The 25,658-nt window shown below is 57.9% G+C and carries 20 protein-coding genes; 12 read left to right on the top strand and 8 right to left on the bottom strand.

Annotated features, from left to right (window positions below; translation table 11 throughout):
• Nucleotides 1-110: 110 nt before the first annotated feature.
• Nucleotides 111-1,517, bottom strand: a complete 1,407-nt coding sequence (gene glnA / locus CJU81_RS01660) for a glutamate--ammonia ligase (protein ID WP_095035246.1) — start codon at nt 1,515-1,517, stop codon at nt 111-113.
• Nucleotides 1,518-1,849: 332 nt separating this feature from the next.
• Between glnA and thiI the strand changes: the two genes are divergently transcribed.
• Both thiI and typA read left to right on the top strand, forming a co-directional pair.
• On the top strand, nt 1,850-3,304 hold the full coding sequence (gene thiI / locus CJU81_RS01650) for a tRNA uracil 4-sulfurtransferase ThiI (protein WP_095027956.1): 1,455 nt from the start codon (nt 1,850-1,852) through the stop codon (nt 3,302-3,304).
• Nucleotides 3,305-3,444: 140 nt separating this feature from the next.
• Nucleotides 3,445-5,265, top strand: coding sequence for a translational GTPase TypA (gene typA, locus CJU81_RS01645; protein ID WP_095035245.1), 1,821 nt, complete (start codon nt 3,445-3,447; stop codon nt 5,263-5,265).
• Nucleotides 5,266-5,470: 205 nt separating this feature from the next.
• On the opposite strand, the gene CJU81_RS01640 is transcribed toward typA, so the two are convergent.
• A complete protein-coding gene (locus CJU81_RS01640) occupies nt 5,471-5,908 on the bottom strand; it encodes a YkgJ family cysteine cluster protein (RefSeq protein WP_095001087.1) in 438 nt (145 codons plus the stop codon).
• Between the two features lie 266 nt (nt 5,909-6,174).
• On the opposite strand from CJU81_RS01640, the gene CJU81_RS01635 reads away from it, so the two are divergent.
• From CJU81_RS01635 to CJU81_RS01620, 4 genes are all read left to right on the top strand, one after another.
• A complete protein-coding gene (locus CJU81_RS01635) occupies nt 6,175-8,622 on the top strand; it encodes a glycogen/starch/alpha-glucan phosphorylase (protein ID WP_095035244.1) in 2,448 nt (815 codons plus the stop codon).
• 257 nt (nt 8,623-8,879) lie between these two features.
• Nucleotides 8,880-9,890 (top strand): class 1 fructose-bisphosphatase, encoded by a 1,011-nt coding sequence (locus tag CJU81_RS01630; protein ID WP_095035243.1) that lies wholly within the window; start codon nt 8,880-8,882, stop codon nt 9,888-9,890.
• 204 nt (nt 9,891-10,094) lie between these two features.
• Nucleotides 10,095-10,349 (top strand): outer membrane protein assembly factor BamE domain-containing protein, encoded by a 255-nt coding sequence (bamE, locus tag CJU81_RS01625; protein ID WP_095027960.1) that lies wholly within the window; start codon nt 10,095-10,097, stop codon nt 10,347-10,349.
• A 21-nt stretch (nt 10,350-10,370) separates the two neighbouring features.
• The gene (locus CJU81_RS01620) at nt 10,371-10,940 is read left to right on the top strand and encodes a lipocalin family protein (protein ID WP_095035242.1); all 570 of its coding nucleotides are present in this window, start codon (nt 10,371-10,373) and stop codon (nt 10,938-10,940) included.
• A 46-nt stretch (nt 10,941-10,986) separates the two neighbouring features.
• Here the strand turns inward: CJU81_RS01620 and CJU81_RS01615 are convergent, their stop codons facing one another.
• Nucleotides 10,987-12,375, bottom strand: a complete 1,389-nt coding sequence (locus CJU81_RS01615) for a CYTH domain-containing protein (RefSeq protein ID WP_095035241.1) — start codon at nt 12,373-12,375, stop codon at nt 10,987-10,989.
• 156 nt (nt 12,376-12,531) lie between these two features.
• Here CJU81_RS01615 and argE point away from each other — a divergent pair, with 156 nt between their 5' ends.
• Both argE and argA read left to right on the top strand, forming a co-directional pair.
• Nucleotides 12,532-13,674 (top strand): acetylornithine deacetylase, encoded by a 1,143-nt coding sequence (gene argE, locus CJU81_RS01610; protein ID WP_095035240.1) that lies wholly within the window; start codon nt 12,532-12,534, stop codon nt 13,672-13,674.
• A gap of 133 nt (nt 13,675-13,807) precedes the next feature.
• Nucleotides 13,808-15,106, top strand: a complete 1,299-nt coding sequence (gene argA / locus CJU81_RS01605) for an amino-acid N-acetyltransferase (protein ID WP_095027964.1) — start codon at nt 13,808-13,810, stop codon at nt 15,104-15,106.
• 205 nt (nt 15,107-15,311) lie between these two features.
• Here argA and gshA read toward each other — a convergent pair whose 3' ends face one another.
• From gshA to CJU81_RS01590, 3 genes are all read right to left on the bottom strand, one after another.
• Nucleotides 15,312-16,895, bottom strand: coding sequence for a glutamate--cysteine ligase (gene gshA, locus CJU81_RS01600; protein WP_095035239.1), 1,584 nt, complete (start codon nt 16,893-16,895; stop codon nt 15,312-15,314).
• Nucleotides 16,896-17,093: 198 nt separating this feature from the next.
• Nucleotides 17,094-17,477: a PaaI family thioesterase gene (locus CJU81_RS01595; protein ID WP_095000804.1), complete on the bottom strand. Its 384-nt coding sequence runs from the start codon at nt 17,475-17,477 to the stop codon at nt 17,094-17,096.
• Nucleotides 17,477-19,798, bottom strand: a complete 2,322-nt coding sequence (locus tag CJU81_RS01590) for a Tex family protein (RefSeq protein ID WP_095035238.1) — start codon at nt 19,796-19,798, stop codon at nt 17,477-17,479. Before CJU81_RS01590 ends, CJU81_RS01595 begins: the two co-directional genes overlap by 1 nt.
• Nucleotides 19,799-20,158: 360 nt before the next feature.
• Here CJU81_RS01590 and ompR point away from each other — a divergent pair, with 360 nt between their 5' ends.
• Together ompR and CJU81_RS01580 are read left to right on the top strand one after the other, a co-directional pair.
• A complete protein-coding gene (gene ompR / locus CJU81_RS01585) occupies nt 20,159-20,899 on the top strand; it encodes an osmolarity response regulator transcription factor OmpR (protein ID WP_095035237.1) in 741 nt (246 codons plus the stop codon).
• Between the two features lie 95 nt (nt 20,900-20,994).
• Nucleotides 20,995-22,308 carry an ATP-binding protein gene (locus CJU81_RS01580; protein WP_095035236.1) on the top strand — a complete coding sequence of 438 codons (1,314 nt, stop codon included), beginning with the start codon at nt 20,995-20,997 and terminating at the stop codon, nt 22,306-22,308.
• A 119-nt stretch (nt 22,309-22,427) separates the two neighbouring features.
• Here CJU81_RS01580 and rimK read toward each other — a convergent pair whose 3' ends face one another.
• Together rimK and rimB are read right to left on the bottom strand one after the other, a co-directional pair.
• Complete coding sequence (gene rimK / locus CJU81_RS01575; protein WP_016783140.1) at nt 22,428-23,333, bottom strand: 30S ribosomal protein S6--L-glutamate ligase; 906 nt, start codon at nt 23,331-23,333, stop codon at nt 22,428-22,430.
• A complete protein-coding gene (gene rimB / locus CJU81_RS01570; RefSeq protein ID WP_016783141.1) occupies nt 23,330-23,812 on the bottom strand; it encodes a retropepsin-like aspartic endopeptidase RimB in 483 nt (160 codons plus the stop codon). Before rimB ends, rimK begins: the two co-directional genes overlap by 4 nt.
• A gap of 235 nt (nt 23,813-24,047) precedes the next feature.
• Between rimB and CJU81_RS01565 the strand changes: the two genes are divergently transcribed.
• Together CJU81_RS01565 and hslO are read left to right on the top strand one after the other, a co-directional pair.
• A complete protein-coding gene (locus CJU81_RS01565; RefSeq protein WP_095035235.1) occupies nt 24,048-24,455 on the top strand; it encodes an RNA-binding S4 domain-containing protein in 408 nt (135 codons plus the stop codon).
• A gap of 145 nt (nt 24,456-24,600) precedes the next feature.
• The gene (gene hslO, locus CJU81_RS01560) at nt 24,601-25,503 is read left to right on the top strand and encodes an Hsp33 family molecular chaperone HslO (RefSeq protein WP_095035234.1); all 903 of its coding nucleotides are present in this window, start codon (nt 24,601-24,603) and stop codon (nt 25,501-25,503) included.
• Nucleotides 25,504-25,658: the final 155 nt, after the last annotated feature.

The following is a 25,658-nucleotide window of genomic DNA, read 5'->3' as shown; positions in this document are numbered from 1 at the left end:
GGGCACGAGTCCAGAGTCTTTCATCCCATGCTTGCGTAAGACGGCGCCCACAAAAAAACCTCCCGAAGGAGGCTTTTTCGAATCACGCCGCTTGCGCGGGCGTCACTGGATTAGCAGCTGTAGTACAGCTCGTATTCCAGTGGGTGTACGAAAGTACGAACCTGGATTTCTTCTTCGCTTTTAAGGGCGATGTACGCGTCGATGAAGTCGTCGCTGAAAACGCCGCCTTTGGTCAGGAACGCACGACCTTTATCCAGCTCTTCCAGGGCTTCTTTCAGGCTGCCGCAAACTTGTGGGATCTCTTTAGCCTCTTCAGGCGGCAGGTCATACAGATTTTTGTCAGCGGCGTCGCCAGGGTGAGTCTTGTTCTGGATACCGTCCAGACCAGCCATCATCAGTGCGGCGAAGCACAGGTACGGGTTGGCTGCCGGGTCCGGGAAACGTGCTTCGATACGGCGAGCTTTAGGGCTGGACACGTAAGGAATACGGATCGAAGCCGAACGGTTACGGGCCGAGTAGGCCAGCATTACTGGCGCTTCGAAGCCTGGTACCAGACGCTTGTAGGAGTTGGTAGCCGGGTTGGTGAAGCCGTTCAGGGCCTTACCGTGCTTGATGATACCGCCGATGAAGTACAGGGCAGTGTCGGACAGGCCGGCATAGCCTTCGCCTGCGAAGGTGTTCTTGCCATCTTTGGAGATGGACATGTGAACGTGCATACCCGAGCCGTTGTCGCCGTACAGAGGCTTGGGCATGAAAGTAGCAGTACGGCCGTAGGCGTCTGCCACGTTATGTACGCAGTACTTCAGGGTCTGAACTTCGTCAGCCTTTTTCACCAGGGTGTTGAACTGCACGCCGATTTCGTTCTGGCCAGCAGTTGCCACTTCGTGGTGGTGAACTTCGATAACCAGGCCCATCTCTTCCATGGCGTTGCACATGGAGGTACGGATTTCGTGGTCATGGTCGAACGGCGGAACCGGGAAATAGCCGCCTTTGACGCCAGGACGGTGGCCTTTGTTGCCGCCTTCCACGTCCTGGTCGGACATCCACGAACCTTGTTCGGAGTAGATCTTGAACATGGAGCCGGAAATGTCGGACTTGAATTTCACTTGGTCGAAGATGAAGAACTCTGGCTCCGGGCCAACGAAAACGGTGTCGCCGATACCGGTGGACTTCAGGTATTCCTCGGCACGGGTAGCGATGGCGCGTGGGTCGCGGTCATAGCCTTGCATGGTCGAAGGTTCGATGATGTCGCACACCAGGATCAGCGTAGGCTGTTCGGTGAACGGATCCAGTACGGCAGTGCTGTCGTCTGGCAGCAGGATCATGTCGGACGCTTCGATGCCTTTCCAGCCAGCAATGGAGGAGCCGTCGAACATTTTGCCGTCGGTGAAGAAGTTTTCATCCAGCGCATCACGGGCCGGCATGGTCACGTGGTGCTGAGTGCCTTTGGTATCAGTGAAGCGCAGATCAATCCACTTGACGTCATGATCTTTGATGAGTTGAACCGACTTCGACATAGTGTCCTCCGGGGTGGCTTAGGGCTGGTAGTGGAATGCCCTTAATAAGTGGTTGATGCCGGCGCGAATACTCTGCCAAGGCAACCTGCCTCACAAGGGAGCAAATTGCATGCCAGTGCCCCGAGTTGGGTGTAATGCGCCAATCTCAAGCAGGTAAGCGGGCCAGACTACCGATTAGCCGCGTTTATCGCACTCAAATGAAGCGAATTTGGCTGTTTATGTTCTATTTTGGTGCGCGCAAAACCGTTTGTACGATAACTGGTTAAACCTTGAGCAATTTCCGCTATAATCCGCGCCCCCCTTTTTTGGCAGGCTGCTCGCGCGCTGTTTTCATGAAACTAATCGTTAAAGTCTTCCCCGAAATCACTATCAAGAGCCGTCCGGTTCGGATGCGTTTCGTCCGTCAATTGGCCAAAAACATCCGCACTGTGCTCCGCGATCTGGACCCGGCTGTGGTGGTGACGGGCGTGTGGGACAACATCGAGCTGCAAACGCGCGTAACCGACCCTAAAGCCTTGAAAGAAATGACCGAACGCCTGAGCTGCATGCCGGGTATTGCGCATTTCCTGCAGGTCGACGAGTACCCTCTGGGCGACTTCGACGACATCGTTGAGAAGTGCAAGCTGCACTTCGGCGATGCACTGGCGGGCAAGATTTTTTCGGTGCGTTGCAAACGCGCCGGCAAGCACCCATTTACCTCGATGGAAGTCGAAAAATACGTCGGCAGCAAGCTGCGTCGTGAGTGCGGTGCAGCCGGAATCGAGCTGAAAAAGCCTGAAATCGAAGTTCGTATTGAAATTCGCGACCAACGGTTGTTTGTGATTCACAACCAGCACGACAGTATTGGTGGCTACCCGTTGGGTTCGCTTGAGCAGACCCTGGTGCTGATGTCCGGTGGCTTCGATTCCACCGTGGCGGCCTACCAGATCATGCGTCGCGGCCTGATGAGCCACTTCTGCTTCTTCAACCTGGGCGGACGTGCCCATGAATTGGGCGTGATGGAAGTCGCGCACTATATATGGAAGAAGTACGGCAGCTCGCAACGCGTGCTGTTTGTCAGCGTTCCGTTCGAAGAAGTTTTGGGCGAAATTCTCGGCAAAGTCGATAACAGTCATATGGGCGTCATTTTGAAGCGTATGATGTTGCGCGCTGCAACACGTATTGCCGAACGCCTGGATATCGAAGTGCTGGTGACCGGTGAAGCGATTTCCCAGGTATCGAGCCAGACACTGCCCAATTTGTCGCTGATCGATTCGGCTACTGACAAACTGGTGCTGCGCCCGCTGATCGCGAGCCACAAGCAGGACATCATTGATTTGGCAGAAGAAATCGGTACGGCCGATTTTGCCAAGCACATGCCTGAATATTGCGGGGTGATTTCGGTCAACCCCAAGACCCACGCCAAGCGCAACCGCGTGGAGTATGAAGAACAACAGTTTGATATGGCCGTGCTTGAGCGTGCGCTTGAGCGGGCCAAACTGGTGCCGATTGATCGGGTAATCGATGAATTGGGCCAGGACTTGCAAGTCGAAGAAGTCAGCGAAGTGCTGGCGGGCCAGATCGTGATCGACATCCGTCACCCGGATGCTCAGGAAGATCAGCCGCTGGAACTGGCTGGCATCGAAGTACAAGCGTTGCCGTTCTATGCTTTGAACAGCCGCTTCAAGGAACTGGATGACACCCGTCAGTACCTGTTGTATTGCGACAAAGGCGTGATGAGTCGCCTGCATGCTCACCATTTGCTCAGTGAGGGACATGCCAATGTGCGCGTTTATCGACCGAGCTAAGAGCCCGGGGCTGTATGCCTGTGGCCTGCGTCACCGGCCCCCCGACGCCGCCGTCAAGCTGTAACGGCTTGCACGGACTCTACTGTTAATCGCTGCCTGGACTCAGTCAGCACACCGAATCCTCTGATCGAGATACACAAGTGATCGAAAATCTACGTAACATCGCCATCATTGCTCACGTTGACCACGGTAAAACCACCCTGGTAGACAAACTCTTGCGTCAATCCGGCACCCTGGAGCGCAACGAGCTTAACGACGAACGCGTAATGGACTCCAACGACCAGGAGAAAGAGCGCGGTATTACCATTCTGGCGAAAAACACCGCCATCAACTGGAACGGCTACCACATCAACATCGTGGATACCCCGGGCCACGCCGACTTCGGCGGCGAAGTTGAACGCGTAATGTCGATGGTTGACTCCGTTCTGCTGCTGGTTGACGCTCAAGACGGCCCTATGCCGCAAACCCGTTTTGTGACCAAGAAGGCTTTCGAAGCCGGCCTGCGTCCAATCGTGGTGATCAACAAGGTTGACCGTCCAGGCGCGCGTCCGGACTGGGTTCTGGACCAGATCTTCGACCTGTTCGACAACCTGGGTGCTACCGAAGAACAGCTGGACTTCAAAGTGGTTTACGCCTCTGCCCTGAACGGTATTGCTGGTCTTGACCACACCGACATGGCTGAAGACATGACCCCGCTGTACCAGTCGATCGTCGACAACGTACCAGCACCACAGGTTGACCGTGATGGTCCGTTCCAGATGCAAATCTCGGCACTGGACTACAACAGCTTCCTGGGCATTATCGGCGTTGGCCGTATCGCTCGTGGTCGCGTCAAGCCGAACACCCCGGTTGTTGCCATCGACGCTGACGGCAAGCGCCGTAACGGTCGTATCCTGAAGCTGATGGGTCACCACGGTCTGCACCGTGTAGACGTTGAAGAAGCGTCGGCAGGCGATATCGTTTGCATCAGCGGTATGGATTCGCTGTTCATCTCCGACACCCTGTGTGATCCGATGAACGTTGAAGCGATGAAGCCGTTGACTGTTGACGAGCCAACCGTTTCCATGACCTTCCAGGTAAACGACTCGCCATTCTGCGGTAAAGATGGCAAGTTCGTGACTTCCCGTAACATCAAGGAACGTCTGGACAAAGAGCTGCTTTACAACGTTGCACTGCGCGTTGAAGAAGGCGACTCGGCTGACAAGTTCAAAGTATCGGGCCGTGGCGAGCTGCACTTGTCCGTACTGATCGAAACTATGCGTCGTGAAGGCTTCGAAATGGGCGTTGGTCGTCCAGAAGTAATCATCCGTATGGTTGACGGCGTTAAGCACGAACCGTTCGAAAACGTCACCATCGACACCCCGGAAGAATCCCAGGGCAAGGTGATGGAAGAGATGGGTCTGCGTAAAGGCGACCTGACTAACATGGTGCCGGATGGCAAAGGCCGTGTTCGTCTGGAATACAACATCCCTGCTCGTGGTCTGATCGGTTTCCGTAACCAGTTCCTGACCCTGACCAACGGTGCTGGCATCCTGACCTCGATCTTCGATCGTTACGACGTGATGAAGTCGGGCCACATGTCCGGCCGTCAGAACGGCGTTCTGGTATCGGTTGAAACTGGCAAGGCGCTGACCTACTCCCTGGAAACTCTGCAGGCGCGTGGCAAGCTGTTCGTTGAGCACGGTCAAGAGGTCTACAACGGTCAGATCGTTGGTCTGAACAGCCGTGACACCGATATGGGCGTTAACCCTACCAAGGGCAAGAAGCTCGACAACATGCGTGCTTCGGGTAAAGACGAAACCATCGCTCTGGTTCCACCTGTTCGCTTCACTCTGGAACAGGCTCTGGAATTCATCCAGGACGACGAGCTGTGCGAAGTGACTCCTAAGTCCATCCGTCTTCGTAAGAAGATCCTGGACGAAGGCGAGCGTACCCGCGCTGCTAAAAAGGCCAAAAACTAAGTTACTTAGTTAGCGGTTACAAAAACGCCCCCGACCTTGCGGTCGGGGGCGTTTTTTTATGTCTGGCATTTGTGTTTGAAGCTGGCCCCTCACCCAAGCCTTCTCCCGAGGGAGAGGGAGCCGATAGGGGGTGTTGCGCACATATGTTTTTGCTTTTAGTTCCCTCTCCCTCCGGGAGAGGGCTAGGGTGAGGGCGCTGTTGTGCTTAGAAATCCATCAGCTTGACGCTGCTGTTCTTGCGCTCAACGGCTTTCGGCACGTATGCGCAATAACCAGGGCGCGGGCCAATCCGCGGGTGGTTGCGGCAGGTATCCGGGCGGATCTCGTAAATGGTGCACATGCGCGACTTGCGATCCAGGTAAAGGCAGTCGTTATTGCTCATGCGCTGCAGGGTGAAAATCCCCGACTTCTGGTTGAAGCGCTCCACGATCCCTTCTTTTTGCAGGCGCTTGGCGATGTTCTTCGGCGGATCGCCCATCTCGAACTCGTCGACGATGCCGATGCGAATCAGGTCTTTGATCTTGACCTCGACCGGCAACGTGCAGCAGCTGGAAATGCAGGAGCCGCACATGGGCGCGGAGTATTTGGCCCAGGTATCGAGACGGTCGATTTCCGCGGCGGCGATCAGGTTGGACTTCATCAGACTTGTATTCCAGCGTGCATCAGGGCGCGCGATCATACCGGGGTTGGTGAATGTGTGAACAACCATTTGCCGGTTTTTCGATCAGGGCCATGTTTTAAAGCGTTCAACTGCGAATGTGCCTCGTTTTGGGGCGGCATTCACTTCTTCATCTTTTTTTAAATAATCGCCAAAAAAAGCCCGAATCAAAGCACTTTGTTTCTGTTGAAGCGTCTAGGCTGACACCACTCGTTCTTCAAATCGCCCTATCTCGATTGAGGTTTGTATCGATGTCCCAGGAACCGCTTGTTCGTGACGCACAGGTGGCGGCTTTCCGTGCCGCTGTAGTAGCCAAACTGACTTACGCGGTGGGTAAGGACCCGGAACACGCGTTTGACCACGACTGGTTTGAAGCCATTGCCCTGGCTGCCCGCGACCATATGGTCGAACACTGGATGGACAGCACCCGGCAGATTTATCGCAAGGACCAGAAGCGGGTGTATTACCTGTCGCTGGAGTTTCTGATCGGTCGCCTGCTGTACGACAGCCTGAGCAACCTGGGTTTGCTGGAGGTAGCGCGTGAGGCGCTGGGCGAGCTTGGCGTGGACCTGGAGCGCATCCGTGTCCTTGAGCCGGATGCGGCCCTTGGCAATGGTGGCCTGGGTCGTTTGGCGGCCTGCTTTATGGAGAGCATGTCGACCTTGGGCATTGCCGCCCACGGTTATGGCATCCGCTACGAACACGGGCTGTTTCGCCAGAGTATTGTCGACGGCTGGCAGCAGGAACAAACCGAGAACTGGCTGGACTTCGGCAACCCCTGGGAGTTCGAGCGCGCCGAAGTACTCTACTCGGTGGGCTTTGGCGGTTCGGTTGAAACCAAACAGGATGAGCAAGGCCAGTTGCGGCAAATCTGGTGGCCGGGCGAGACGGTGCGGGCGATTGCCTATGACACGCCCGTAGTGGGCTGGCGCGGTGCCAGTGTGAACACCCTGCGCCTGTGGCGAGCGAGGGCGCTGCACGATCTGAACCTTGGCCGTTTCAACGCCGGTGACCATCTGGGCGCGGTAGCCGAAGTGGTGCGGGCCGAGAGCATCTCGCGCGTGCTGTACCCGGCTGACAGCAACGAGGCCGGCCAGGAATTGCGTCTGCGTCAGGAGTTCTTCTTTGTTTCTGCCTCATTGCAGGATCTGCTGCGACGTCATCTGCACGTCCATGAGACGCTGCTGAACCTGGCCGAACACGTATCCATTCAGCTCAATGACACGCACCCCTCGATTGCCGTGGCGGAGTTGATGCGCATCCTCGTCGACGAGCACGGCATCGAATGGCAGTCAGCGTGGCAAGTCACCGTTGATACCCTGTCGTATACCAACCACACGCTGCTGCCTGAAGCGCTGGAAACCTGGCCCGTAGGCTTGATGGAGCGCCTGTTGCCGCGGCATATGCAGATTATTTACCTGATCAATGCGCACCACATCGATGCCCTGCGGGCCAAGGGCATTCACGACTTTGACGTGTTACGTGCGGTGTCGCTGATCGAAGAAGACCACGGCCGCCGGGTGCGCATGGGCAACCTGGCATTTTTGGGTTCCCACAGCGTCAACGGGGTTTCCGGGCTGCACACGCAACTGATGCGCAGTACCGTATTCGCCGAGTTGCACAAGCTCTACCCGAACCGGATCAACAACAAAACCAACGGCGTTACCTTCCGCCGCTGGCTGTTCCAGGCCAACCCGCCGTTGACCGCCATGCTGGTGGATGTGCTGGGCCCCGATGTACTCGACGAAACCGAATACAAACTGATCAAGCTGGAGCCTTTTGCCGAGCGTGCCGATTTTCGCAAGCGTTTCGCCGAACAGCGCCTGCAAAGCAAATGCACCCTGGCGGCGCTGATTTACGAGCGCTTGGGCATTGTGGTCAACCCTGAGGCCCTGTTCGATGTGCAGGTCAAACGGATTCACGAGTACAAACGCCAACTGCTCAACTTGATGCATACGGTGGCGTTGTATCAGGCCATTCGTGCCGAGCCCGGTAACCACTGGGTGCCACGGGTGAAGATTTTTGCCGGCAAGTCGGCGGCCAGTTATGAACAGGCCAAGCTCATTATCAAACTGGCCAATGATATCGCCCGCACCGTCAACAACGACCCCACCGTGCGCGGGCTGCTCAAGGTGGTGTTTATCCCCAACTACAACGTCAGCCTGGCCGAAAGCATCATTCCGGCGGCCGACTTGTCCGAGCAGATCTCCACGGCAGGCTACGAAGCGTCGGGCACCAGCAACATGAAATTCGGTCTTAACGGCGCACTGACCATTGGCACGATGGACGGGGCCAATGTCGAGATGTGCGAGCGGGTGGGTGCTGACAACATGTTTATCTTCGGTCTGAGTTCGCAGCAGGTCGAAGCGCGCAAGCGTAATGGCGAGTTCCATGCGGCGCCGGATGTGGCGGCCTCGCACCGGCTCAATGACGTGTTGCAGGCGATCCGTGGCGGGGTGTTTTCCCACGACGATCCGGCGCGTTACACCGGCCTGGTGGATTCTCTGATCGAATATGACCGGTTTCTGGTGTGTGCTGATTTTGATGCTTACTGGGATGCGCAGATGCGTGTGGAGCAACTGTGGCAGGACAAGGATGAGTGGTGGCGCAAAGCGGTGTTGAACACGGCGCGCATGGGCTGGTTCTCATCGGACCGGACCATTCGTGAGTACGCGACCGAGATATGGAAAGCCCTGTAACACACCTGTAGATACTCTGTTGCCCTGTGGGAGCCAGCCTGCTCGCGAACGACCTTCGCGAGCAGGCTCGCTCCCACAGTTTAAGTTTCCTTCGGACCTTGTAGCGCAGCCTGCGGCAGCGGCTACAGGTTTTTGGTTGATTTAAGGGTTCAGCTGAACCCGTTCGGCCAGTTCTGAGTCTGATTAGAAGATTTGCACGGCAACTCGCGTTAAACTGCGCGGGTTTTTCGCCCCCTCCCCATTGTTCGGAGCCTTACATGTCCCGCGTTACCCTGAGTCGCTATCTGATCGAGCAGACCCGCAGCAACAACACGCCTGCTGATTTGCGTTTCCTCATCGAAGTGGTGGCGCGTGCTTGCAAAGAGATCAGCCACGCCGTGTCCAAAGGCGCCCTTGGGGGTGTTCTGGGCAGCATGGGCACCGAAAACGTGCAAGGTGAAGTGCAGAAGAAGCTCGATGTGATCTCCAACGAGATCCTGCTCGAAGCCAACGAATGGGGCGGTCACCTGGCTGGCATGGCGTCCGAAGAAATGGACAATGCCTACCAGATTCCGGGTAAATATCCGAAAGGCGCCTACCTGTTGGTGTTCGACCCACTGGACGGATCGTCCAACATCGATATCAACGCGCCAGTTGGCACCATTTTCTCGGTACTGCGTTGCCCGAACGAATACCTGACCCAGAATGAGCCTTTGAATGAAAAGGCTTTCCTGCAGCCAGGCACTCAACAAGTTGCTGCCGGTTACGCCATCTACGGCCCGCAGACGATGCTGGTACTGACCTTGGGCGACGGCGTCAAGGGCTTTACCCTGGACCGCGAAATGGGCAGCTTCGTGCTGACCCACGAAGACATCACCATTCCTGAAGCTACCCAGGAATTTGCCATCAACATGTCCAACCAGCGTCACTGGGAAGCCCCGGTACAGCGCTACGTTGACGAACTGCTGGCCGGTGAAGAAGGCCCGTTGAAGAAGAACTTCAACATGCGCTGGGTTGCTGCGATGGTTGCTGACGTGCATCGCATCCTGACCCGTGGCGGTCTGTTCATGTACCCGCGCGACAGCCGTGAGCCGTCCAAGCCGGGCAAGCTGCGCTTGATGTACGAAGCCAACCCGATGTCCTTCCTTGTGGAACAGGCTGGCGGCGCATCGACTGATGGCCACCAGCGCATCCTCGACATCCAGCCAGAAGGCTTGCACCAGCGTGTAGCCGTGTACTTGGGCTCGAAAGAAGAAGTCGCGCGCGTTACCGCTTACCACAAAGAGTAAGCCCCAGTGGGAGCTGGCTTGCTCGCGATAGCATCGACACGGTATGTCAGGCATACCGGGTTGCCTGTATCGCGAGCAAGCTCGCTCCCACAGTTGTTTCCCCTCCTGAAATAAATCCCTGCGCCCTGCGGGAACCAGCCTGTGGTTTTCTCTTCTAAGCTTGCATCAGGCGGCTATGCCGACTTTCTCATTCAGGAGCTTTCCATGAAGTTGCGTACTTTGGCGTTGTTGTCGTTCTGTGTGTTGCTGGCGGCGTGCAGCAAAATCAATCAGCAAAACTACTCGAAACTGTCGGCCGGCATGACCAAGGCCGAAGTGGAGCAACTGCTGGGTACTCCGACCGAATGCTCGGGCGCATTGGGGATGTCGAGCTGTACATGGGGCGACCAGAAGAGCTTTATCAGCGTGCAATACGCCGGCGATAAAGTGCTGATTTTTTCGGGTCAGGGTTTGAAGTAAGACCGATCAGGAGCGTTTGCGATGAAACGTCTTTTAGTCTGTCTCGGGGCCGCGCTGTTATTGGGTGGGTGTGCAAGTTCCAGCAGCGATTCGCTGGCGCCCAACACCGTCTCCAGTGTCGACCTCAAGCGCTATCAGGGCACCTGGTATGAGCTTGCGCGATTACCGATGTTCTTCCAGCGAAATTGTGCCCAGTCCGAAGCCCATTACAGCTTGAAGCCCGACGGCAATGTAGCAGTGCTTAACCGCTGCCGCACCGCAGAGGGCAAGTGGGAAGAGGCCAAGGGCACGGCCACCCCGCAAGTGGAAGGCAAGACCGACAAGTTGTGGGTCGAGTTCGACAACTGGGTATCAACCCTTTTGCCGGGTGTGACCAAGGGCGATTACTGGGTGTTGTACCTGGGCGACAACTACAGCACGGCGTTGGTAGGCAACCCCGACCGCAAATACCTGTGGTTGTTGTCGCGTAAACCGCACGTAGACCAGCAAACCCGTGATGAATTGCTCAGCAAGGCTCAGCAGCAAGGCTATGACACCACACGTTTGATCTGGCGCACGCCGGATGCGGACATGCCCAAGGGCATGAAGTAAGGCAGGAATGTCCCTCAGCAGGCGCTGAGGGACACAGACCGGGCGCTTAAGCGCGCAGCAGGGTCTTCCAGGCGCGGTTCTGGTAAACCGCGATGGCTTGCTGCTTGCGGGCGTTGAGCAATTCGTCGTTGCTTTCGGCATCTTCAGAAATCGGCAGGTTGGCCAGTTCCTGCAGCTTGTTCATCTCGCCGTACAGACGGTCCAGTTCCGGGATTTCCAGCACGTTGCGCGCCAGACGCAGCCAGGCCTGAATGCGCTCGATACGCGGCAGTTGCTCGGCGAGGTCTTCGGGTTGCTGCTGGTAACGGTTCAGACGCAGTGCAATTGCTTCATCCGACAGCAAACGCGGCAGCCAGCTTTGCAGCTGAGCAGCACCCTGGCGGTTGCCACGGGTGGTGCCACGGTCAACAGTCCAGCTGCGGTCCATCAACCAGCGTGAAGTGTTCAGCGAGAACTGGCCCCAGCGCGGGTCTTCCAGTTCTTCAAGGAACTGCTCGGGCGCGGCTTTGCGCACGTCTTCGTCGTCCTGGCCGATCTGCACCAGCGGGCGCCAGTCTTCCAGCAATGCATCCAGCGCAGTACGCAGGGCATTGGTGGATTGGCGTGGTGCGGCCTGACCCAGGCTGCTGACCAGCGCGCGCAGGTCGATCAACTGCTGAACCCAGTCCTGCAGCAAACGCCAGTGGCCATTGAAGCGATACTGCTCGGCCAGGCGCTGGCTATTGCCCAGCAAGTGCCAGGCCAGTGCGGCGAAGGCGTCGTCCAGGGGTGTTTCCGGGGTCAGCACAGGTGCTGGCAGGTTGACGGAGTAGCTGTTGGCGTCGAACAGGCGATAACCGCGCTCGGCCTTGCTGATATCGCACGGCATCAGGGCCAGCTTCTCGGCCAGTTCGGCGGCCAGTTCCAGCAGGGCAGACGGCTCGCCTTCGCGCAGCTCGAGTTCCAGCTCGCAGATTTCTTCCTTCTGCTTGCCGGCAATCACATGGCCCAGGTCCAGAGCGGCTTCGATGACCACTTTGGCTTTGCCGCGACCCCAGGAAATTTCGGCGCGTTCGCGTACGAAATCCGTGGTGAAGATAGGCTTGAGGGTTTTTTTGTCCAGCTCGGCCAGCTCTTGTGGCCAGCATTCGCCGTCGAGCTTCTTGATGTCGAGCTTGGCTTTGGGCAGGTTCCAGTCGTACTCGTTGCGTACGGACAGGCCGGCAATGCTTTCGCCACGGGTCTTGAGGGTCTGGATCACGTCCTCGCCATCACGACGCAGGCGCAGGGCAACCTTGGCCTTGGCCAGGTCGCGCTCAGGCGTGTCGAAGTACTGGTTCAACAACTCACGGCTTTCCCAGCCACTTTTGTTGCGCTTTTTCAGCAAGGGGTGCTCGCGCAGGGCGGCGAGGGTTTCGCGGCTGACGCGGAGTTTAATTTCGGTTTCTTTCTGCATGGCCGGAAAATCCAGGATCGGTGCGCAGCCGGGAAAAGTGTGGCTGCCAAGGCCGTGCAGTGTACAGGACAAGCCGCCCCGGCGCGCCGAACGGGTTTATTCTGCAGCGCAGATGGCTCTATGATGGGCCTCGCCCAGCCAACAGGAAGTCAGCGCATGGCCTTACCTTCCATGAAAGAGCAGTTCGCTGCCTTGATTGCCGCACCGTCGGTCAGTTGCACCCAGCCTTCACTGGATCAGTCCAACCGTGGGGTGATCGACTTACTGGCCACCTGGCTTGGGGATTTGGGTTTCAACTGCGATATCCAGCAGGTCAGCTCCGGAAAATTCAATCTGCTCGCCAGCATCGGCAGCGGACCCGGCGGGCTGGTGCTGGCCGGGCACAGCGATACTGTGCCCTATGATGAAGCGCTGTGGCAGACCGATCCGCTCAAGCTGACAGAAGTGGATAACCGCTGGGTAGGCTTGGGCAGTTGCGACATGAAGGGTTTTTTCGCGCTGGTGATTGAAGCGGTGCGCCCGTTGCTCGATCAGCCTTTCAAGCAACCGCTGCTGATTCTGGCTACCTGCGACGAAGAGACCTCGATGGCCGGTGCCCGGGCACTCGTCGAAGCAGGCCGGCCGCTGGGCCGTGCTGCGGTGATTGGTGAGCCGACCGGGCTCAAGCCGATCCGCATGCACAAGGGCGTGATGATGGAGCGCATCGAGATTCTCGGGCAAAGCGGTCATTCATCCGACCCAAGCCTTGGCCACAGCGCGCTGGAGGCCATGCATGACGCCATCAGCGAACTTAAAGGCCTGCGCCAGCAGTGGCTCAATGAATACCGCAACCCGCAGTTCAGCGTGCCGCAGCCGACCCTGAACTTTGGATGTATCCATGGCGGTGACAACCCCAACCGGATTTGCGGCCAGTGCTCCCTGGAGTTTGACCTGCGCCCCCTGCCGGGCATGGACCCCAACGCGTTGCGTGCCATCATTCGCGGCAAACTGCAGCCATTGGCTGAGCGGCATCAGGTAAAAATTGATTTCGCTCCCATTGCTGCCGGTGTACCGCCTTTTGAGCAGGCGGCCGATGCCGAGCTGGTGCGGGTGGCCGAGCGGCTGACCGGGCATCGTGCGCAAGCAGTAGCGTTTGGTACCGAAGCGCCTTATCTTCAACAACTTGGCTGCGAGACGCTGGTATTGGGCCCGGGTGACATCGCCTGCGCGCATCAACCAGGGGAATACCTGGAAATGTCACGTTTGCAGCCGACAGTGCGTCTACTGACTCAATTGATCGAACACTATTGTCTGAAATAGTGAAGACACCCTTTTGCATGACTCACAAGGAGAGCCGCGTGTTGCCAACAATGTTTCGACGATAACCACCAGCCCGTTGTGCGTTTGCTGTTTTAGCCCTTTTTAGGCGATTTATTTTTTACAGGCTCTGGTTATGCACGATTACGTTAACTGGTTGCGTCACGCGTCTCCCTACATCAATGCCCACCGCGATTGCACCTTTGTCGTCATGCTCCCTGGCGACGGTGTGGCACACCCCAATTTTGGCAATATTGTCCACGACCTGGTGCTGCTGCATAGCCTGGGCGTGCGGCTGGTGCTGGTTCACGGTTCGCGCCCGCAGATCGACAGCCGCCTTGAGGCGCGTGGCCTGGTGCCGCATTACCACAAAGGCATGCGCGTCACCGATGCATCGACACTCGAATGTGTGATCGATGCTGTGGGGCAACTGCGCATTGCGATTGAAGCGCGTTTGTCGATGGACATGGCATCTTCGCCGATGCAGGGCTCGCGCCTGCGCGTGGCCAGCGGCAACCTGGTGACGGCGCGGCCGATCGGTGTGCTTGATGGCGTGGACTTCCACCATACCGGCGAAGTACGTCGGGTCGACCGCAAGGGCATCAACCGCCTGCTCGATGAGCGCTCGATCGTGCTGTTGTCGCCTCTGGGCTACTCGCCCACCGGCGAGATTTTCAACCTGGCCTGTGAAGACGTGGCCACCCGCGCTGCCATCGATCTGGCAGCAGACAAATTGCTGTTGTTCGGTGCTGAACCTGGTTTGCTCGATGCTGAAGGGCGTCTGGTGCGTGAACTGCGTCCACAACAAGTGCCTGCGCACATGAAGCGCCTGGGCAGTGACTATCAGGCCGAATTGCTGGAAGCCGCCGCTGAAGCGTGCAGCGGTGGCGTGGCCCGTAGTCATATCGTCAGCTATGCCGAAGACGGTGCGCTGCTGACCGAGCTGTTCACCCGTAACGGTGGCGGTACGCTGGTGGCGCAAGAACAATTTGAAGTCACGCGGGAGGCCGCAATTGAAGATGTCGGCGGCTTGCTTGAATTGATCAGCCCGCTGGAAGAGCAGGGCATTCTGGTGCGTCGTTCGCGCGAAGTGCTGGAGCGTGAGATCGAGCAGTTCAGCGTGGTCGAGCGCGAAGGCATGATCATCGCTTGTGCGGCGTTGTATCAGATTGCTGATTCGGATGCGGGGGAGCTGGCGTGCCTGGCGGTGAACCCGGAGTACCGTCATGGGCGCCGTGGCGATGAGTTGCTGGAGCGCATCGAAAATCGCGCTCGGGCTCAGGGGCTGAAAACCTTGTTCGTGTTAACCACGCGCACTGCGCACTGGTTCCGTGAGCGCGGGTTTGAGCCGAGCGGTGTGGAGCGCCTGCCGGCGGCGCGGGCGTCGCTGTACAACTATCAGCGTAATTCGAAGATCTTTGAGAAGACGCTGTAAGGCGCCTGCTGTTCAGGCTCCGGGCTGGAGGAGATCCGTAGCAGCTGACGAGTGGAACGAGGCTGCGTTCGACGGCGAAGCCGTCGTAAAGTCAAACACCGTTCCACTCGTCAGCTGCTACGAATAACTGCACTGCGGGGCGAGTAGGCCCGCGCTCGCAAGAACACCACCGATCAGTCCCCTCTCCCTCCGGGAGAGGGGCTTTTTAGTTACTGATCGCCAAAATGCTCGCCTGATATGAAGCCACAAACAGGTCGAAGTCGCCTTCTTCCGTTTGTTCGGTCTCGGCCTGTTCTAGCAGTGACTTGCGCGCTTTTTCTTCAAACGCAGCCTGGTCTTCAGCACTCAAGGGTTCACTGCGGAAGAACTCGGCATGGGCCAGGCTCTGGCGCATCGAGAACTGGGCGAAGCTCTCTTTGTGTTCGGCCATGCTGGCCAGCACTTTGGCAGACGGCGTCAGCGACACGTCGTTGATCTTCGCCAGTTGTTCGTCGACTGCCTTGCTGTGGTTATCGCCACCGTGGCTCTGGTCGAGCAAGGCTGCCAGCGGGGCGATTTTTTCCAGCAGCTCGGTTGCCCATTCCTTCATGTCTACCGCTGCACCATCTCGCTGCAATTGCAGGCCCGGACGGCGACCTTCCTTGACCACGCTCAGGAAGTTGGATGAACAGCTGCTGCACCCCGTGCTGTCGAATTGCGGGCTGTCCTGCAGCGCGCAATACAGCAGGAAGGCGTCCAGAAAACGCGCTTCAGGCAAATCAATGCCCACCGGCAGAAACGGGTTGATATCCAGCAAGCGCACTTCAACGTACTGCACACCACGGGACACCAGGGCCTGAATCGGCCGTTCTCCGGTATAGGTCACGCGCTTGGGGCGAATGTTGGAGTAGTACTCGTTTTCGATCTGCAGGATGTTGGTGTTCAACTGCACCCACTCGCCATCCTTGTGCGTGCCGATTTCAACATACGGCGGATAAGGTGTGGCCACCGCCTTGCGCAGGCTGTCGGTGTAGCTGTCGAGGTTGTTGTAGCACGGCGTCAGGCCCGCCTGGGCGTTGCTCTGATAACCCAGGTCGCTCATGCGCAGGCTGGTGGCATACGGCAGGTAGAGCGTATCCGCATCCAGTTGCTCCAACTGGTGCGAACGACCGCGCAAAAAGCCTGCATCCAGTGCAGGCGAAGCACCGAACAGGTACATCAGCAGCCAGCTGTAGCGACGGAAGTTACGAATCAGGGCGATGTAGGCGTTTGACTGATAGTCGCGCTCGGTGCCGACAAAGCCTTCAGCCTGCATCAGCACAGGCCACAGGGCCTCTGGCAGGGAGAAGTTGTAGTGGATACCGGCAATGCACTGCATGGTCTTGCCGTATCGCAGGGCAAGGCCTTTACGGTAAACGTACTTGAGCTGTCCGATATTGGACGTGCCGTAGTAGGCAATCGGAATATCTTCTTCGGCCGGCAACGGGCACGGCATCGAAGGGCTCCACAGGAACTCGTTGCCGAGCTTGCTGTAGGCAAAACGGTGAATCTTGTCGAGGCTGGCCAGCGTCTGCGCAGGATCAGGCAGGGCCGGGGTGATGAACTCCAGCAGCGACTCGGAATAGTCGGTGGTGATTTGATCGTTGGTCAGGGCCGAGCCCAGTTCTTCCGGGTGCGGGGTCTGCGCCAGGCGAGCATCGGCCGTGACGCGCAGGCATTCGCGCTCGATGCCGTGCAGGCACTGCTCCAGCAGAGAGAGGTTGGCGCGCTCGCTGAGCAGAGCCAGGCGGCGGTTGAGAAGTTGGCTCAAGTTGGATTCCTTCACGCGTCAGTCGCCCCAATATGGGGGTGGTCAGGACGGTCTACAAGGGTGAAGTTGAAACTGGCGTGGTCGCCTGGTTTTGTTGGCATCGCTCAGTTCCGTCCCCGATTTGGCGCCGCGGTGCTCCAAGCGCATTTCGGCACTGCATTGGCAATGCCGAAATTAACTCAAATCAACGGTTGGCCGCTACAGGACCGCGAACGTGCCTTGTGCTTTTGCGACAAGCTTGTCGCCCTGCAGCACATCCGCCTCGACGACCAGTGTGCGTCGACCGGGGTGGATGACTTTGGCGATACATAGCACTTCGCCTTCAGCCACCGCGCGGATGTAGTTGATTTTGCACTCGATGGTTGCGCTCTGCTGATCGAAGCCATGGGTGCTGGAACAGGCCAGGCCCATGCTGATATCCACCAGGCTGAACAGCACACCACCGTGCAGCTTGCCGGCGCGGTTGCGTAGTTGCGGCTCCAGGCTCAGTGCAACGTGTGCCACGCCGTCTTCCAGCGATTGCACGCGACAGCCCAGCAACTGGCTGAAGGCGCTCTGGGTCAGACCGTCCGGGAGGGCCATCAGCGTTTCTTCAACTGTTTGGCGTTGGCGAACAACGAGGCCATGGCGTTATTGCTCGGCGCAGCGGCGACGCTCTCCTTGCGCGGTGCGGTGCTTTGCTGGCGCGGAGCAGAACCCGGGCGAGCGCCGCGGGCACCGTCGATCTTCTCGCCCGGTGTGTCGCTCATACGCATCGACAGGCCTACGCGTTTGCGCGGGATGTCGACTTCCATGACCTTGACCTTGACCACGTCGCCGGCTTTCACGGCTTCACGCGGGTCTTTGATGAATTTTTCGGACAGCGCCGAAATATGCACCAGACCATCCTGATGCACGCCGATATCGACGAAAGCACCGAAGTTGGTCACGTTGGTCACCACACCTTCCAGGATCATCCCCAGTTGCAGGTCCTTGAGGTCTTCAACGCCTTCCTGGAATTCGGCAGTCTTGAACTCCGGGCGCGGGTCGCGGCCCGGTTTCTCCAGCTCTTGGAGAATGTCGGTCACTGTCGGCAGACCAAAGGTCTCGTCGGTGAATTTCTTCGGATCAAGACGTTTCAGGAAGCTGGCGTCGCCGATCAGCGAGCGGATGTCACGCTCGGTGTCCGAAGCGATGCGTTTGACCAGCGGGTAGGCTTCGGGGTGAACCGCCGAGCTGTCCAGCGGGTTGTCACCATTCATCACGCGCAAGAAACCAGCTGCCTGCTCGAAGGTTTTTTCGCCCAAACGGCTGACTTTTTTCAGCGCTGCACGGGTTTTGAATGCACCGTTCTCGTCGCGGTGAGCCACGATATTTTGCGCAAGCGTGGCATTGAGGCCCGAGATACGTGCCAGCAGCGCTACGGAGGCAGTGTTCACGTCCACGCCCACGGCGTTCACGCAATCTTCAACCACAGCATCCAGGCCGCGTGCCAGCTTGAGCTGAGATACGTCGTGCTGGTACTGGCCAACACCGATGGATTTAGGGTCGATTTTCACCAGTTCGGCCAGCGGGTCTTGCAGGCGGCGGGCAATCGATACGGCACCACGAATCGATACGTCAAGATCCGGGAATTCTTTGGCTGCCAGTTCCGAAGCCGAGTACACCGAAGCACCAGCCTCGGACACCATCACTTTGGTGACTTTCAGGGCCGGGTATTTTTTCATCAAGTCGATTACCAGCTTGTCGCTTTCGCGGCTGGCGGTACCGTTGCCGATGGCAATCAGATCGACCGAATGCTTGGCACACAGGGCAGCCATGACCGATATGGTCTGGTCCCACTTGTTGTGCGGTACGTGCGGGTACACGGTGGCGTACTCCAGCAGCTTGCCGGTGGCATCGACCACGGCAATCTTGCAGCCGGTGCGCAGGCCCGGGTCCAGGCCCAGGGTGGCGCGCGGGCCAGCCGGCGCGGCCAGCAGCAGGTCGTGCAGGTTGTGGGCAAAAACGTTGATCGCTTCGGTTTCGGCAGCGTCGCGCAGTTCGCCCAGCAAGTCGGTTTCAAGGTGGGTGTAGAGCTTGACCTTCCAGGTCCAGCGCACCACTTCGCCCAGCCACTTGTCAGCCGAGCGGTTTTGATTTTCCAGACCGAAGCGCTGGGCAATCATCATTTCGCCGGGGTGCATCGTGCCGGGCAATTCTTCACCGACCTTGAGCGAAGAACTGAGAATGCCTTCGTTGCGCCCGCGGAAAATCGCCAGGGCACGGTGCGACGGCATGCTTTTGAGCGGCTCATCGTGTTCGAAGTAATCGCGGAACTTGGCGCCTTCCTCTTCTTTGCCTGCAATCACGCGGGAGCTGAGGATGGCTTCCTGCTTGAGGAAGCTGCGCAGCTTGTCCAGCAGGCTGGCGTCTTCGGCGAAGCGCTCCATGAGAATGTACTTGGCGCCATCAAGGGCAGCCTTGACGTCTGCAACGCCTTTTTCGGCGTCGACGAAACGGGCGGCTTCGGTATCGGGCGTAAGTGTCGGGTCGTTGAACAGGCCGTCAGCCAGCTCTCCGAGGCCGGCTTCCAGGGCGATCTGACCCTTGGTGCGGCGCTTTTGCTTGTACGGCAGGTACAAGTCTTCGAGGCGGGTTTTGGTGTCGGCGAGCTTGATGTCGCGGGCCAGTTCTGGGGTCAACTTGCCTTGTTCTTCGATGCTGGCAAGGATGCTTGCGCGCCGTTCGTCGAGTTCGCGCAGGTAGCGCAGGCGCTCTTCGAGGTGACGCAACTGGGTGTCATCCAGGCTGCCGGTCACTTCCTTACGGTAGCGGGAGATGAAGGGTACGGTGGAACCCTCATCGAGAAGAGCGACGGCCGCTTCGACCTGCTGCGGGCGCACGCCAAGTTCTTCGGCGATGCGGCTGTTGATGCTGTCCATAAAACCACCTGACAAATTGTGATGCAGGCTCGCAGGCCCGGGCTTGAAGGCTTGCGAGGCTGGTTGAGCAGCCCGGAAGGGGGGCCGCTGCCTGGGCCAAAAGGGCAGCCTGTTGACCCGTGAAGTCAGCGGATTACACCAGATGTTGAAAAAATAAATTCTGGCACAACCATTAAAAATTCGAGATTGCCTGACACAAAAGGCGCCGCATTATAACCAGCGTTCCCGGATTCAGGGCACTGTACGCTGTGGTCTGAGCATGGGCTTGCTGTTAGTGCAGGAAAAATCTGCTAACAATGCACACAATGCGTATACCGGCGGCTGAGCCATAATGCGCGCCGAGATCACAGGAGCATCCTAATGAGCAGCACTGCACAAACGTCTGAAGGCGAAAAAATCCTTATCGTTGATGATGATCCAGGGCTGAGCAACCTGCTGGTACGTTTCTTTTCCAGCAAGGGCTATCGCGCCAGCTCCGTGACCAATGTCGCGGACATGGATCGTCGGCTGGCTCGCGAAATGTACCACCTTGTGGTGCTGGATTTGATGCTGCCCGGCGAAGACGGCCTGTCAGCCTGTCGCCGTTTGCGTGCAGCGGGCAATCGGGTGCCGATCATCATGCTGACTGCCAAAGGCGACGAACTGAGCCGTATCAAGGGCCTGGAGCTGGGTGCCGACGATTATCTGGCCAAGCCCTTCAACCCTGATGAGCTGATGGCACGGGTGCGTGCGGTATTGCGTCGTCAGGCGCCGGCAGTGCCGGGTGCGCCGGGCAGCGAAGACGAAAGCGTGACATTCGGTGATTACGAGTTGTCCCTGGCAACCCGCGAACTCAAGCGCGGCGACGAAGTTCACATGCTCACCACGGGTGAGTTTGCGGTGCTTAAAGCCCTGGTCATGCATGCCCGCGAGCCGTTGACCCGCGACAAGCTGATGAACCTGGCCCGTGGTCGTGAGTGGGACGCGCTGGAGCGTTCGATCGATGTCCAGATTTCCCGTTTGCGTCGCATGATCGAGCCGGATCCATCCAAACCTCGCTATATCCAGACCGTCTGGGGCGTGGGTTATGTGTTCGTGCCGGATGGCAACGCAACCAAGTGACAGATCATTTGTAGGAGCGAGTCGCCCGGCGGCTCGCGATTCAATTTTTTGCGGGCCCTGGGGCTCGCTCCTGCAAAGTCTAAAAGCGGCTGTCTATGAAAACCCCTGTCTGGTTCCCCCAAAGTTTCTTCTCGCGCACACTCTGGCTTGTCCTGATTGTTGTGCTGTTTTCCAAGGCCCTGACGCTGGTTTATCTGCTTATGAACGAGGACGTGCTGGTTGACCGCCAGTACAGCCACGGCGTGGCGCTGACCCTGCGTGCCTATTGGGCTGCCGATGAAGAAAACCGCAACAAGATCATCGATGCAGTTGATTTGGTTCGCGTCGTGGGCGGCGGTGTACCCGAGGGTGAGCAGCACTGGCCTTACAGCGAGATTTACCAGCGTCAGATGCAGGCCGAGCTTGGCCCCGATACAGAGGTGCGCTTGCGTATGCACACCTCTCCAGCGCTGTGGGTGCGTGCCCCGAGCCTGGGGGATGGTTGGTTGAAAGTGCCGTTGTATCCGCACCCGCTGCGTGGGCAAAAAATCTGGAATGTGCTGGGCTGGTTTTTAGCCATCGGCTTGTTATCCACCGCTTCGGCGTGGATTTTCGTCAGCCAGCTCAACCAACCGCTCAAGCGTCTGGTGTATGCGGCTCGACAACTGGGGCAGGGGCGCAGTGTGCGCTTGCCTGTCGGCGACACGCCCAGTGAAATGACCGAGGTATACAGCGCCTTCAATCAGATGGCTGAAGACGTCGAACAGGCGGGCCGCGAGCGTGAACTGATGCTTGCGGGTGTGTCCCATGACCTGCGTACCCCGTTGACCCGTTTGCGTCTGTCTCTGGAGCTGATGGACAGCCACAACGATCTGACCGACGACATGGTGCGTGATATTGAGGACATGGACGCGATTCTCGACCAGTTCCTGGCCTTTATTCGTGATGGCCGTGACGAGCCGGTTGAAGAAGTTGATCTGTGCGATTTGATCCGCGAAGTCGTAGCGCCCTATAACCAGAACGGTGAGCAGGTGCGCCTGCGTCTGCAGCCGATTCAGCCGTTTGCGTTGCGGCGGGTGTCGATGAAGCGCCTGCTCAACAACTTGATCGGCAATGCCTTGCACCATGCTGGCGAAGACGTCGAGGTTGCGGCTTATGTGTCTGGAGACGTCAGCGCCCCGTATGTGGTGCTGAGCGTGATGGACCGGGGGGCCGGCATTGATCCGGCGGAGCTGGAAGATATCTTCAATCCGTTTATCCGCGGCGACCGTGCCCGTGGAGGTAAAGGTACCGGCTTGGGCCTGGCGATCGTCAAGCGGATTGCCTCCATGCATGGCGGCAATGTTGAATTGCGTAACCGCAGCGGCGGTGGGCTGGAAGCCCGTGTACGCCTGCCGCTGGGGCTTATGTTGCCAAGAGGGGCGGTTTGATTGCTGCCAACTGCCCGTAGTCGCTGAGGAGCGTAGCGAGGCTGCGAGGGATGTGGCAGGTGCTCAAGAAAACGGGGGGCGTGCCCCCCTTCGCAGCCTTCGGCAGCGACTACGTGCTGTTAACCTTTGCCCTTGGTCCGCGTCATATGCGGGCTGCTGTTTTTTTCCAGATGCTGGATGATGATCCCGGCCACATCCTTGCCGGTGGTGGTTTCAATGCCTTCCAGGCCTGGCGATGAGTTGACCTCCAGCACCAGCGGGCCATGGTTTGAACGCAAGATGTCGACCCCTGCCACACTCAAGCCCATCACCTTGGCTGCACGAATGGCGGTCATGCGCTCTTCGGGGGTGATTTTGATCAGGCTGGCGCTGCCGCCACGGTGCAGGTTGGAACGGAACTCGCCCGGCTTGGCCTGACGCTTCATGGCCGCGATCACCTTGTCACCGACCACGAAACAGCGAATATCGGCGCCGCCGGCTTCCTTGATGTACTCCTGCACCATGATGTTTTGCTTGAGCCCCATAAAGGCTTCAATCACCGACTCTGCGGCGGTGGCTGTTTCACACAGCACCACGCCGATACCCTGGGTGCCTTCCAGCACCTTGATCACCAGTGGCGCGCCGTTGACCATCTCTATCAGGTCGGGAATATCATCCGGCGAGTGGGCAAAACCGGTCACCGGCAAACCCAGGCCACGGCGCGACAGCAGTTGCAGCGAGCGCAGCTTGTCCCGCGAACGGGCAATGGCCACCGATTCGTTGAGCGGGAAAACCCCCATCATTTCAAACTGACGCAGCACTGCACAGCCGTAGAACGTGACCGAGGCGCCAATGCGCGGGATCACGGCATCGAAGCCTTCCAGCGGCTTGCCGCGATAGTGGATCTGCGGCTTATGACTGGCGATGTTCATATAGGCGCGCAGGGTATCGATCACTACCATTTCATGGCCTCGTTCGGTACCGGCTTCAACCAGACGACGAGTGGAATACAGACGCGGGTTACGCGACAGCACAGCGATCTTCATGCAACACCTGTGGCAGAGGTAGTAGTGACCGGAAACACCGGCTTGTCTTGAACGTATTTGTGTTCTGGATTGACGACCAACTGGCCCTCAATCAGGGCTTTTGAGCCCAGCAGCAAGCGATAACGCATCGATTTGCGGCAGGCGAGTGTGAACTCCACCTCCCAGACCCGATCACCCAGCGCCAGGCCGGTGCGGATCACATAACGAACCTGGGTGTGGCCATTGGAGCTTTTAATGGTTTTAATCGCCACCAAAGGGGCTTCACAGTGACGGTGACGCAGTTGTACCAGAGTGCCCAGATGGGCATTGAAACGTACCCACTCGACACCGTCGCGCACAAAAGGCTCGATTTCGGTGGCGTGCAGGCTGGAGGTACTGGCTCCGGTGTCGATTTTCGCGCGCAGGCCGGCGACTCCCAAATCGGGGAGCGCCACCCACTCGCGCAGACCGACAACGGTCAAGTGATCAAAAGTCTTCAATATAAGTAACCAGCGATTAACGTATTCAGGCCGCAGGAAGAACCCTGCAGGTAAAGCAACCGGCGATGCCGATTTGATAGCGTACAAAGAGCATTCACGCAGAATATCCGGCAAATGGCGACAGTTATCTGCGTGTACGCTGCTCGGCAGGCCAGCATTCTATCGGGACGAATGCTTCAGTTGTTCATTGTAAGTAGTAGTACAGTTCTGACTATTTTAATGAAGAGGAATTCCAGTGGCGCAAAAGCAGGAAGAGGACGACAAGGTTCGCCTGGACAAGTGGCTCTGGGCTGCGCGTTTTTACAAGACCCGCGCACTGGCCAAGGCCGCGATTGAAAGCGGCAAGGTGCATTGTCGCGGTGAGCGCTGCAAGCCGAGCAAAGAGCCGCGCCTGGGTGATGAGCTGCAAATTCGTGTGGGCCTTGAAGAGCGTACTGTCGAAGTCAAAGCGCTATCCGTGGTCCGCCGCGGCGCCCCTGAAGCCCAATTGTTGTACGCCGAAACCGAACAAAGCATCGCCAAGCGTGAAAACGCGGCTGCCATGCGCAAATCCGGGGCCATGGGTATCAGCACCGATGGTAAACCAACCAAGAAACAACGGCGCCAACTGCATCAATTCCATGACGCCAGTGGGGCCGAGTGAGCTGGCCGATGCCCGCAAACCGTACGTCGAGTCCGTGGCTGCATAACTTGTAATCATCTATGTATGACGCCATATAGGGTCATTAGACCTGCACGATATTCAACGACTCGTACACATTTTGTCACTAATTCAGAACTCTATTCTTATGTCCGACTTACACAAAACCGACGCCACACAACGCTTTATGTTCGACACCAGTGACGCCCGTGGCGAACTGGCTTCGCTGGAGCACAGCTACGCTGACGTGTTGGCCAAGCATGCTTACCCACAACCGGTTCAGCAGTTGCTGGGCGAACTGATGGCTGCCGCTGCGTTGCTGGTGGGCAACCAGAAGATCGATGGTTTGCTGAGCCTGCAGGCCCGTTCCGAAGGCCCTGTGCCACTGTTGATGATCGAATGCACCAGTGACCGCGAGATACGCGGCCTTGCACGTTTCGATGCTGACAAGATTGCGGCAGATGCCACTCTGGCTGACCTGCTGCCTAATGGCGTGCTGGCCATTACCATTGACCCTACGGTTGGCAAGCGCTACCAGGGCATTGTGGACCTGAACGGCGAAACCCTGGCGGACTGCTTCACCAACTACTTCGTCATGTCCGAGCAAGTGCCGACCCGTTTCTGGCTGGTTGCCGATGGCCAGCGAGCCCGTGGCATGTTCCTGCAGCAGTTGCCTGCAGACGTGGTCAAGGACGAAGACGAGCGTGTCGACAGCTGGGACCGCCTGCTGATGCTGGGCGATACGCTCAAGTCTGAAGAGCTGCTGGGGCTGGACAACGAAACCATCCTGCATCGCTTGTATCACGAAGAAACCGTGCGTCTGTTTGACAACGAAGTCATCGAATTCAAGTGCAGCTGTTCCCGTGAACGTTCGGGTAATGCCTTGACCAGCCTCGGCCATCAAGATGCATTGAGCCTGGTGACCGAACATGGCGGTCATATCGAAATCGACTGCCAGTTCTGCAACGAGCGCTACCTGTTTGACGCGGCTGACGTCGATCAATTGTTCGCTGGCGCAGGTGTTGAATCCCCTTCAGACACTCATCACTAAAACGTTTCAGCCCAGGTGAAACACCTGTCAAAGCCCGTTCTTGCGCGGTTCTGACAGGTGGGGCCTACTCTTTTTGGGGTTTTCTGGCATAATCCGGCCCACTTTTTTCGCGGTAGTAGTGCAAACTTTTCTACTACAAAACGTTTGGCGCACTC

The organism is Pseudomonas fragi (assembly GCF_002269505.1).
In the GTDB taxonomy this organism is placed as follows: domain Bacteria; phylum Pseudomonadota; class Gammaproteobacteria; order Pseudomonadales; family Pseudomonadaceae; genus Aquipseudomonas; species Aquipseudomonas fragi_D.
The sequence above is the reverse complement of the archived record's forward strand: the minus strand, read 5'-3'. Positions and strand labels throughout refer to the sequence as shown.

Coding starts and splice junctions, on each gene's coding strand:
- glnA (WP_095035246.1), bottom strand. CDS start 1,517: ATGTCGAAGTCGGTTCAACTCATCAAAGATCATGACGTCAAGTGGATT.
- thiI (WP_095027956.1), top strand. CDS start 1,850: ATGAAACTAATCGTTAAAGTCTTCCCCGAAATCACTATCAAGAGCCGT.
- CJU81_RS01635 (WP_095035244.1), top strand. CDS start 6,175: ATGTCCCAGGAACCGCTTGTTCGTGACGCACAGGTGGCGGCTTTCCGT.
- CJU81_RS01630 (WP_095035243.1), top strand. CDS start 8,880: ATGTCCCGCGTTACCCTGAGTCGCTATCTGATCGAGCAGACCCGCAGC.
- bamE (WP_095027960.1), top strand. CDS start 10,095: ATGAAGTTGCGTACTTTGGCGTTGTTGTCGTTCTGTGTGTTGCTGGCG.
- CJU81_RS01620 (WP_095035242.1), top strand. CDS start 10,371: ATGAAACGTCTTTTAGTCTGTCTCGGGGCCGCGCTGTTATTGGGTGGG.
- CJU81_RS01615 (WP_095035241.1), bottom strand. CDS start 12,375: ATGCAGAAAGAAACCGAAATTAAACTCCGCGTCAGCCGCGAAACCCTC.
- argE (WP_095035240.1), top strand. CDS start 12,532: ATGGCCTTACCTTCCATGAAAGAGCAGTTCGCTGCCTTGATTGCCGCA.
- argA (WP_095027964.1), top strand. CDS start 13,808: ATGCACGATTACGTTAACTGGTTGCGTCACGCGTCTCCCTACATCAAT.
- CJU81_RS01595 (WP_095000804.1), bottom strand. CDS start 17,477: ATGGCCCTCCCGGACGGTCTGACCCAGAGCGCCTTCAGCCAGTTGCTG.
- CJU81_RS01590 (WP_095035238.1), bottom strand. CDS start 19,798: ATGGACAGCATCAACAGCCGCATCGCCGAAGAACTTGGCGTGCGCCCG.
- ompR (WP_095035237.1), top strand. CDS start 20,159: ATGAGCAGCACTGCACAAACGTCTGAAGGCGAAAAAATCCTTATCGTT.
- CJU81_RS01580 (WP_095035236.1), top strand. CDS start 20,995: ATGAAAACCCCTGTCTGGTTCCCCCAAAGTTTCTTCTCGCGCACACTC.
- rimK (WP_016783140.1), bottom strand. CDS start 23,333: ATGAAGATCGCTGTGCTGTCGCGTAACCCGCGTCTGTATTCCACTCGT.
- hslO (WP_095035234.1), top strand. CDS start 24,601: ATGTCCGACTTACACAAAACCGACGCCACACAACGCTTTATGTTCGAC.